Origin of the sequence: Streptomyces sp. WM4235 (genome assembly GCF_001279725.1) — a bacterium.
Classification (GTDB): Bacteria; Actinomycetota; Actinomycetes; order Streptomycetales; family Streptomycetaceae; genus Streptomyces.
In genome coordinates, this window is sequence record NZ_LGDE01000038.1 from 1 (window position 1) to 10,650 (window position 10,650).

Here is a 10,650-nt window from a genome sequence, read left to right on the forward strand (position 1 = left end):
GGCCGACGGGGACCGCGTGCACGCCGTGATCCTCGGTTCGGCCGTGAACAACGACGGCGCCGACAAGGCCGGTTACACGGCGCCGAGCGTGAGCGGGCAGAGCGCCGTGATCCGCGAGGCCCTGTCCGTCGCGGACGTGGCCCCGCGCAGCATCGGGTACGTCGAGGGCCACGGCACGGCCACGCCCATCGGGGACCCCATCGAGGTCGAGGCCCTGACGGCCGCCTACCGGGCGGCCGACGACCGGCCGGACGCCGCGCCCGGGGCCTGGTGCGGACTCGGTTCGGTGAAGTCGAACCTGGGCCACCTGGACACCGCGGCCGGGATCACCGGCTTCATCAAGGCCGTCCAGGCGCTGCGCCACGGCCGGATCCCGGCCAGCCTGCACGTCGACGCCGCGGAGCCCGGCGTCGGGCTGTCCGGCAGTCCGTTCTTCGTGCCCACCGACCTCACCGACTGGCCGGTCACCGACGGTCCGCGGCGGGCCGCCGTCAGCGCCTTCGGGATCGGCGGCACCAACGCCCACGTCATCCTGGAGCAGGCGCCCGCGACCGCCGACGCCCCGGCCGGGGCGTCACCGGCCGGGGCGCCGGTCGACGTACCGGTCGCGCTGCCGCTGTCGGCGCGCACCTCCACCGCGCTCGACAGCGTCGCCGGCCGGCTCGCCGACCACCTCGCCGCGCACCCCGAACTCGCCCTCGCCGACGTCGCGCGCACCCTGCGCGACGGCCGGCGCCGGCTCTCGCACCGCCGGGTCGTCCTCGCCCGTGACACCGCCGGGGCCGTCGCCGCCCTGCGCGGCGGCGACCGCCGCGACCGCGTGGGCGCCCGCACCGGGCGCGACGACGCGCCCGTGGCCTTCCTGCTGCCGGGACAGGCCGCCCTCGTGCCGGGCACCGCCGACGGCCTGCACCGCGCGCACCCGGTGTTCCGCGAGGCGCTCGACGAGTGCGCGCGGATCCTGCGCCCGCACCTCGGCGCCGACCTGACGGAGCTGCTGCGGGACGGTGACGCGGATCAACTGCGCCGCACCTCGATCGTGCAGCCCGCCGTGGTCGCCCTCGGGTACGCCCTGTCCCGGCTGTGGGCGCACTGGGGTGTCCGCCCGACCGCGCTGCTCGGTCACAGCCTCGGCGAGTTCACCGCCGCGCTGCTCTCGGGGGTCGTCGCGCTCCCGGACGCGCTCGCGCTGGCCGCGACCCGGGGCCGGTTGATGGAGGAGATGCCGCCGGGCGCCATGCTCGCGCTGCCCCTGGGCGAGGCGGAGGCGGCGGGGATCGCCGCCGCGCACGGACTGGACCTCGCCGCCGTCAACGGCCCGGCAGCCACCGTCCTGTCCGGGACGCATGACGCCGTCGAGCGGGCCGCCGCCGCGCTCGCCGAGCGGGACGTGCGCGCGCTGCGCCTGCCCGTCGACCGGGCGTTCCACGGCGCCCCGTGCGGGCCGGCCGCCGCCCGGTTCGCCGAGGAGCTGGCCGCCGTGCCGCTGCACGCCCCGGGCATCCCCTTCCTCTCCGGGGTCACCGGCGACTGGATCACCGCGGAGCAGGCCGGCGACCCGGCCTACTGGGCCCGGCAGATGCTCTCCCCCGTGCGGTTCCACGACGGCCTGGGCCGGCTCCTCGCCCTGGACGAGGACCTGGTGCTGGTGGAGAACGGCCCCGGCAGCGTGCTCACCGACCTGGTCCGCTCCGCGGGCGCGGGCCCCGCCGAGGACGCCGCCGCGGCTCGGACCGGTGCCCCTCGTCTCGCGCCGGCGCCGCTGCCCTCGCGGGGGCGCCGTTCGGCCGACGACGAGCCGGCGAGCGCGGTCCTCTCCCTCGCCGGGCTGTGGGCCCACGGCGCCCCCGTCGTCTGGGAGCCCGTCGGCGCCGACGCGCGCCTCGCGGGCCTGCCCGGCTACCCCTTCGAGCGGCTGCCGCACTGGATCGAGCCCGGCCCGGCCGCCCCGGCCGCGAGCGCCGCGTCCCCGGCCTCGGCCCCGGCCGGGGCGTCGGAGGCCGACGCGGTGCACGCCCGTATCGTGTGGCGTCCGCTCGGCCCCGGGGTCGAGGTGCCGGCGGACCCGTTCGCGCGCCGCCAGACCTGGCTGGTCCTGTGCGACGCCGAGGGCGCCACGCAGCCGGTGATCGACCTGATCACGGCGCGGGGACAGATCGTCACCGTCGTGCGGCCCGGCCCCGAGTACCGTCGGGTGCGCCGCGGCGTGTACGAGATCGACCCGGGCGACCCGAGCCAGTACGCGAAACTGCTGGCCGACCTGCGCGGGCTGGTCCGCCCCCCCACCGCGATCGTCCACGGCTGGGGCCTCGCGCCCGCCGCCGACGACGGGACGCAGGGGTACTTCGGCCTGGTCCGGCTGGCCCGCGCCATGACCGAGGCGAGCGTCGTCAACGACGTGCGCCTCGGGGTCCTCACGGCCGGCGCGTTCCGCGTCCTCGACGGCGAGCGCCCCGACCCCGCGGCGGCCCTGCTCAGCGGCCCGGTGCAGGTGCTGCCCGAGGAGTACGCCAACCTCCGGTGCGCCCAGGTGGACCTCGCCCCGGGCGCCCGGCTCGACGCCGAGTCGGCCCTCGACGTGCTCCGGGCGGTCGTCGCCGCCCCGGCCCGGCTGCTCGCGCTGCGCGGCGCCGACCTGCTCACCCGCGCCGTCGAGCCCACCCGGCCCGTCGCCCCCGCGTCGTCCGCCGGGTCCGCGCCCGGCGCGGTCTGGGTCGTCACCGGCGGCTTCGGCGGCATCGGTCGCACGCTGGCCGGCCATCTGGCCCGTACGGCCGGAGCGCGTATCGCCCTGTTGGGCCGGCACCCGGTCACCGACGAGGACGAGGGGCCCGCCGCGGAGTTCGTCGGGGACCTGCGGGCGCGGGGCACCGAGGTGCTCTGCCTGCGGGCGGACGTCGCGGACGCGCACTCCCTCGCCGAGGCGCTGGACCGCGTGCGCGAGACCTTCGGCGGCATCGACGGCGTCGTGCACGCGGCCGGCGTCCCCGGCGGCGGTTCCGTGGAACTGCGCGACGACGACGAGGCCCGCGCGGTGTTCGCCCCCAAGACCGCGGGCATCCGCAACCTGCTCGCCGCCCTGCGGCCGGGCGAGGCGGGCACGCTGCTGCTCTGCTCCTCGCTGGCCACCCTCGTGCCCACCTACGGGCAGGCCGACTACGCGGCGGCCAACGCCTACCTCGCGGCGGCCGGCGAGGCCGAGGACGCGCGCGGCGAACGTCGCGTCATCACGGTGAACTGGGACATGTGGGCCTCGGTCGGCATGGCGAGCGACGCCGAGGTCCCGGCCGACCTGCGCGCCCTCCAGGAGCGCATGCTCGCGGGCGCCCTCACCCCCGCCCAGGGGACGCGGGCGTTCGCCGCGCTGCTCGAAGGCCCCGGCGGCCAGGGCGTGGTGGCCCGCGCGGGCGCGGAGGTCACGGACGACGGAACGCTGCGGCTGACCGCCGAACCGACCGCCGCCCGCCCCTCGACCACCCTGCTGCCGCGCCCGGAGCTGGCCACCGCCTACACCGCGCCGGGCACGCCGACCGAGGAGCGCCTCGCCGAGATCTACGGCGAGATGCTCGGCATCGACCGGGTGGGCATCCACGACGACTTCCTGGACCTCGGCGGTCATTCGCTGCTCGCCGCGCAGGTCGTGGCGCGGTTGCGTGCCGAGTTCGGGGTGGACGTGCCCGCCCGGGCGTTCTTCGAGGGCGGCCGTGTGGCCGATCTCGCCGTGGACATCGAAGACCGTATTCTCGCCGACCTGGAGAACCAGTGACCGACTCAGCAGGCCGCCCCCCGGCGGACGCCGGACGCGCGGAGCGCCTGGCCCGGCTCACTCCGGAGCAGCGCGCCAGGTTCGAGGCACGTACCCGGGGGAACGCCACCGCGCCGACCGCGCCGGTCGCCGTGCCGGTGACGCCGCGGCGGGACACGGATGTCCCCGCGCCGCTCTCCTTCGGCCAGGAACGACTGTGGTTCCTTGATCAACTCACTCCGGGGCTCGGGGTGTTCAACGAGTACGTGGCGCTGCGGCTGACCGGTCCGTTGGACCGGGCGGCGCTGGACGCGGCGCTGAAGGGCCTCGTGGTCCGACACGAGGCGCTGCGCACCGTCGTCGACCCCTCGGGCGAGCGGCCGGTACAGCGGGTGCTGGACCCGGCGCCGGTCTCGGGTCCGGGGTCGGAGCCGGTACTCACGGTGGTGGACCTCGATCCCGGTGCGGCCGACGGGATCGACGCCGCCGAGCGGGAGTTCGCCGAGCGGGAGGCCCGCCGGCCCTTCGACCTGGAGGGCGAGCGGCTCTTCCGGGCCGTGCTGATCCGCTCCGCGCCGGACCGCGCCCTGCTGGTCGTGGTCAACCACCACATGGTGGGCGACGCCTGGTCGCGCGCCGCCCTGGTGGGGGGGTTGGGCGGGGGCTCCCGCGCGTTCCTCGACCCCCTGCCCGGCGGCGCCGGCCCCCCGGGGGGGGGGCGGGAGCCGCTGCCCGTCCAGTACGGCGACTGGGCCGCGCGGCAGCGCGTCGAGCTCACCGACGAGGCGCTGGCGCGGCCGCTCGACTACTGGCGCGAGCGGCTCGCCGACGCCCCTCCGCTGCTCTCCCTGGCCACCGACCGCCTTCGCCCCGCCACCCCCTCGCACCGCGGCGGTCGGGTGCACCTCACCCTGGACCGGGAGCTGACGGAGGGCATCGAGGAGGCCGCCCGGCAGGCTCGGGCCACGCCCTTCATGGTGACGCTCGCCGCCTGGCAGGCGGTGCTGATGCGGCACTCCGGACAGCAGGACGTGGTCGTCGGCGTGCCGACGGCCGGTCGGGACCGTCCGGAACTGGGTGGCATGGTCGGCATGTTCATCAACACCCTGGTGATGCGCACCGACCTGGCCGGGGACCCCACGTTCGGTGAGCTCGTCGGCCGGGCGCGGGAGACCGCGCTGGGCGCCCTCGCCCACGCCGAGGTGCCCTTCGAGCGTCTGGTCCGCGATCTCAGCCCGGACCGCGATCTGAGCCACGCGCCGCTCTACCAGGTGCAGTTCGGCTACCGGAACGTGCCCGCTCCCGCGATCTCGCTGCCCGACGTGGCCGTCGAACTCGTCGACCTGGACAACGGGCTGTGCCGCACCGACCTCAGTCTCGAACTCGCCCGCTCGGGAGAGGTCACCACCGGGGTCTGCGAGTTCAGCGCCGACCTGTTCGACGCGGACACCGTGCGGTCCTGGACCGAGACCCTGGAACGCGTCCTGCGGCGCGGTACGGCCGACCCGTCGCTGGCGCTCTCCGAGCTGCTGGCGCTCACTCCCGCCGAGGAGGCGCTGTCGGCGCTCGCCGGCGACGGCGGACCGCTGCCCGCGGACGCCGAGGACGTGCTCGTGTCCCTCGCCCGCGCCGTGCGCGAACGGCCGCACGCACCGGCCCTGTTGTCGGGTTCGGACCCCGACGGGCCGGCGCTCGCCTACGGCGCGCTCGACGCGCGGATCGAGGAGATCCGGGCCCGGCTGCTGGCCGCGGGCGTCCGTCCCGGGGACCGGGTCGGCGTCTGTCTGCGGCGCGGCGCCGATCTCGTCGCCGCGCTGTTCGCCGTGCTCCGGGCCGGGGCCGCGTACCTGCCGCTCGACCCCGGCTATCCGGCGGAGCGGATCCGCTTCGTCCTGGAGGACGCTTCCCCCTCGGCCGTGCTGGTGCACGCCGGGACCCGGGACGCCGTGCCCTCCGGGGCGCCGCTGCTCGACCTCGACGCGGCCGACACGGACACGGTGCCGTCCGCGCCCGCCGCCGACGGCGGGTCGCACGACCCCGAGGCCCCCGCGTACGTCATCCACACGTCGGGTTCCACCGGCAGGCCCAAGGGCGTGGTGGTGCTCCGGCGCAACCTCACGGCGTTCCTCGCCGCGATGGACCGGATCGTCACGGGCCGGAACGACGCCCGGGGCGCGAGCGGGGCGGACGCCGAGCCGATCACCTGGCTCGCCGTCACCAGCGTCTCCTTCGACATCTCCGTGCTGGAACTGCTGTGGACGATCAGCCGCGGTCACCGGGTGGTCGTGAGCCCCGACGCGGGGACCTCCACCGGCGTCGCGCGGCGGGCCGCCGAGCCCGCGCCGACCACGGCCGCGCCCGTCGTCGTACCGGAGTTCAGCCTCTTCTACTTCTCCAGCGACTCCGAGGCGCACGCCCCGGGGCCGGCCCAGTACCGGCTCCTCATGGAGGGCGCCCGGTTCGCCGACACGCACGGCTTCAGCTCCGTGTGGCTGCCGGAGCGGCACTTCCACGCGTTCGGCGGGTCCTATCCCGCGCCGTCTGTGCTGGCCGCCGCCCTGGCGCAGAGCACCGAACGGATCGGGATCCGGGCCGGCAGCGTGGTGCTGCCGCTGCACCATCCCGTCCGGGTCGCGGAGGAGTGGTCGGTCGTCGACAACCTCTCCGGGGGCCGGGTCGGCCTGTCCTTCGCCTCCGGCTGGCACGTGGACGACTTCGTCCTCGCCAAGGACGCGTACGAGGACCGGCAGAAGCTCATGGTCGAGGGCATCGACGAGGTGCGCAGGCTGTGGCGCGGCGACCGGGTCGCCTTCGAGGGGCCCTCGGGCCGCAGCGTGGACGTGGCGGTCATGCCGCGCCCGGTCCAGCCCGAACTTCCCTTCTGGCTCACCTCGTCCGGCAATCCCGAGACCTGCCGCAAGGCCGGGGAGATCGGCGCACGGCTGCTCACGCACCTGCTCGGCCAGAGCGTCGAGGAGCTGACCGAGCGGATCTCGATCTACCGCGAGGCCTGGCGGAGCGCCGGTCACGCGGGTGAGCCGCACGTGACGCTGATGCTGCACACGTTCATCGGGGACGACGCGGAGGACGTGCGGGCGCACGCCCGGCAGCCGTTCCGCGACTACCTGCGCTCCTCCGTCGGGCTGATCGAGAAGATGGCGGCCACCCTCGGCATCGACGTCCGCGCCGACGACTTCAGCGCGGACGACCAGGAGGCCCTGCTCGACCACGCGGCGGCCCGCTACCTCACGGACGGCTCCTTCATCGGAACCGTCGAGGACCGGCTGCCCCTCCTGGGGCGGCTCGCGGGCGCGGGCGTCGACGAGGTCGCCTGCCTCGTCGACTTCGGTGTCGACCCCGACGCGGCGCTCCGCGCGCTCACCGGCCTGGCCGCGCTGCGTTCGCGGGCGCTGAACCGGTCCGAACCGGAGGCCCGCGCGACGGAGTCCGGGGAACCGGACGCGGAGGAGGTCCCGTTGACCTCGCTGATCCGCGCCCACGGCGTGACGCACCTCCAGTGCACCCCGTCGCTGGCGCGCGTCCTGCTGGACGAACCGGACGCGGCGGCGCTCGGCGGGCTGCGCCGACTCCTGCTCGGCGGGGAGGCCCTGGACGCGGACCTCGCGCGCCGGCTGCACGAGCACCTCACCGGCTCGCTGCTGAACATGTACGGGCCGACCGAGACCACCGTGTGGTCCACCAGTGACACCGTGGACCCGGTGTCGGGCGCCGTCACCATCGGCCGCCCCGTCGCGGGGACGACCGTACGGGTCCTGGACGAACACGGCCGCCGCACGCCCGTCGGCGTGCCCGGCGAGCTGTACATCGGCGGCGCGGGCGTGACCGCGGGCTACCTCGGGCGCCCGGAACTCACCGCCGAGCGCTTCGTGCCGGAGCCCGCCGCGGCGTCCCGCCCCGACGGCGCCGGATCGGCCGAGACCCGCCTGTACCGCACGGGTGACGTCGTCCGGGTGCGGCCCGACGGCCGGTTGGAGTACCTGGCCCGCAACGACGACCAGCTCAAGATCCGTGGTTTCCGGATCGAGGCCGGCGAGGTCGAGGCCGCGCTGACCGCCGTGCCCGGCGTCCGCCAGAGCGTGGTGACCGCGCACGGGCTCGGCACCGCCCGGGCGTCCTTGATCGGGTACGTGGTGCCCGATTCCCCGGACTCCCCTCCGGCCGCCGCCGACCTGCGTGCCGCGCTGGCCGCCCGGTTGCCCGGCTTCCTCGTGCCCTCGCGGTTCGTCGTGCTGGACGCGCTGCCGTTGACGAGCAACGGCAAGGTGGACCGGGGAGCGCTGCCGGCGCCCGACACGGACCGCGCCGTCGGCGGCGCGTACGTCGCGCCCTCCACCCCCACCGAGGAGCGGATCGCGGCGATCTGGCAGCAGGCCCTCGGCGTCGAACGGGTGGGCGTCCACGACGACTTCTTCGAACTGGGCGGCCACTCGCTGCTCGCCACCCAGGTCGTCGCCGGGATCAGGCGCGCGTTCTCGACCCGGCTCCCGCTGCGCACGCTGTTCGAGGCGCCGACCGTCTCGGCCCTGGCCCGCGGCGTGGACGCGCGGGCGGACGGCGCCGCCGACCCCGGCGACGACACGGAGCGGTCGGAGCGACCGGCGGCGCTGCTGCCGGACCCGGCGACCCGGCACGAACCGTTCCCCCTCACCGAGGTGCAGCGCGCCTATTGGATCGGCCGCAGCGGCGCCGTCGGCGGAGACGTGTCCTGCCACCTGTTCGTCGAGCTCGACGTCGACGACGTGGACCTGGACCGTCTGGAAGGCGCCTGGCGGTCCCTCGTCCGACGCCACGACGCCCTGCGCCTGGTCGTCGACACGGACGGCACCCAGCGCATCCTCCCCGAGGTGCCCGACTACCGCATCGAGCGCGCCGACCTGCGCGCGCTGCCGGCCGCCGAGCGCGAGACACGGTTGCGGGCGATCCGCGACACGATGTCCCACCACGTGCTGCCCGCCGAGACCTGGCCGCTGTTCCAGATCCGGGCGAGCCACACCGACGGGGGCGCGGCCCGGCTGCACTTCAGCATCGACACGCTCATCGCGGACGGCGGCAGCGTCCAGATCCTGCTGCGCGAGCTGCTCGCCGTCTACCGGGGCGAACTCGTCCCGCACGCGATGGAGTTGTCCTTCCGCGACTACGTCATGGCCGAGCAGGCCCGACGCACGGGGCCCGGGCACGAGCGTGACCTCGCCTACTGGCGCGAGCGGCTGGACACCCTGCCGCCGGCGCCGCCGCTGCCGCTCGTCAAGCAGCTCGGGGAGCTGGCCGAGACCCGGTTCCGGCGGCGCGAGGCGCACCTCCCGGCCGAGCTGTGGTCCCGGCTGAAGGCGCGGGCCGCCGCCGCCCGGATCACCCCGTCGGCGCTCGCCCTGGCCGCGTACGCCACCGTGCTCGGCACCTGGTCGTCCAGCGACCGCTTCACCCTCAACCTGACCCTCTTCAACCGGGTCGGCGACCATCCCGAACTGAACACGCTGGTCGGCGACTTCACCGCGCTCAGCCTGTTGGAGGTGGACCGCGCGACCAGCGGCTCCTTCGAGGAGCGGGCCCGCGCCGTGCAGGAGCGGCTCTGGGAGGACCTGGACCACCAGCTCGTCAGCGGCGTGCGCGTGGCCGGCGAACTGGCCCGCCGGCGCGGGGTGGCCGCGGCGGCCATGCCCGTCGTGTTCACCAGCGAACTCGGCGCGGCCGACGCGGGCGGCACCCCGCCGGCCGGGCTCGGGGCCCGGGTCGCGCACACCATCACCCAGACCCCGCAGGTCTGGCTCGACCACCAGATCAGCGAGGACGAGGGCCGGGTGCGGCTCACCTGGGACGCGGTGGAGGCGCTGTTCGCGCCGGGGACGCTGGACGACATGTTCGGCGCGTACACCGGCCTGCTGACCGCGCTCGCGACGGACGCCGACGCCTGGGGCGACCCGCACCGCGAGGTGCTCCCCGACGACCAGGTCGCCCGGTACCGGGAGCTGAACGCCACCGACGGGCCGCTCCCGGACGGGCTGTTGCACGAGCCGTTCCTCGACCGGGCCCGCCGCTCGCCCGGCCGTACCGCGGTGATCGCCGCGAACGGCACCCTCACCTACGGCGGGTTGGAGGAGGCCTCCCGGGCCGTCGCCCACGCCCTTCGCGCGGCCGGGGTCCGCCCCGGCGACCTGGTCGGCGTCCTCGCGGACCGGGGCTGGGAGCAGATCGCCTCGGCCATCGGCGTGCTCCGGATCGGGGCGGCCTACCTCCCGCTGGACGACGGTCTGCCGGCGGCCCGCATCGCCGGTTCGCTGCGGCACGCGGGCGCCTCGGCCCTGCTCGTGCCCCCGGCCGCGTCCGTCCACGAGCGCGTCCCGGACGGCGTCGCCGTCGTCCGCTTCGACGAGGCCCTCGCGTCCGCCGGCCGCGACGCGGCGCTCGAACCGGTGGCGACGGATCCCCGCGACCTCGCGTACGTGATCTACACCTCGGGTTCGACCGGGGACCCCAAGGGCGTGATGACCGATCACCGGGGCGCCCTGAACACCGTCGTCGACATCAACGAGCGCTTCGGGGTGACCTCCGAGGACCGGGTGTTCGGGCTGTCCTCGCTCGGCTTCGACCTGTCCGTGTACGACCTCTTCGGCACGTTCGCCGCCGGCGCCACCCTGGTGCTGGCGGGACCCGGGGAGGACCGCGACCCGGTGCGCTGGAACCGGCTCGTCGGCGAGCACGGCGTCACCGTCTGGAACTCCGTGCCCGCGCTCATGGAGATGCTGCTCGCCCACACGGCGGGCAACGGCGCGGCCACCGCCGAGAGCCTGCGCCTGGTCATGCTCAGCGGGGACTGGATCCCGGTGGGCATGCCCGACCAGGTCCGGGAGGTCGCCCCGAAGGCGCGGGTCGTCAGTCTCGGCGGC

The 10,650-nt window shown here is 76.1% G+C and carries 2 protein-coding genes; both read left to right on the forward strand.

Features of this window, described 5'->3' with window-relative positions; all coding sequences use genetic code 11:
* On the forward strand, positions 1-3,766 hold a 3,766-nt coding region (locus tag ADK55_RS05590; protein WP_053676337.1), incomplete at its 5' end, for a type I polyketide synthase.
* Positions 3,763-10,650, forward strand: a 6,888-nt coding sequence (locus ADK55_RS05595; RefSeq protein ID WP_159041287.1) for a MupA/Atu3671 family FMN-dependent luciferase-like monooxygenase, incomplete at its 3' end; no start/stop codon positions are given. The genes ADK55_RS05590 and ADK55_RS05595, both read left to right, overlap by 4 nt.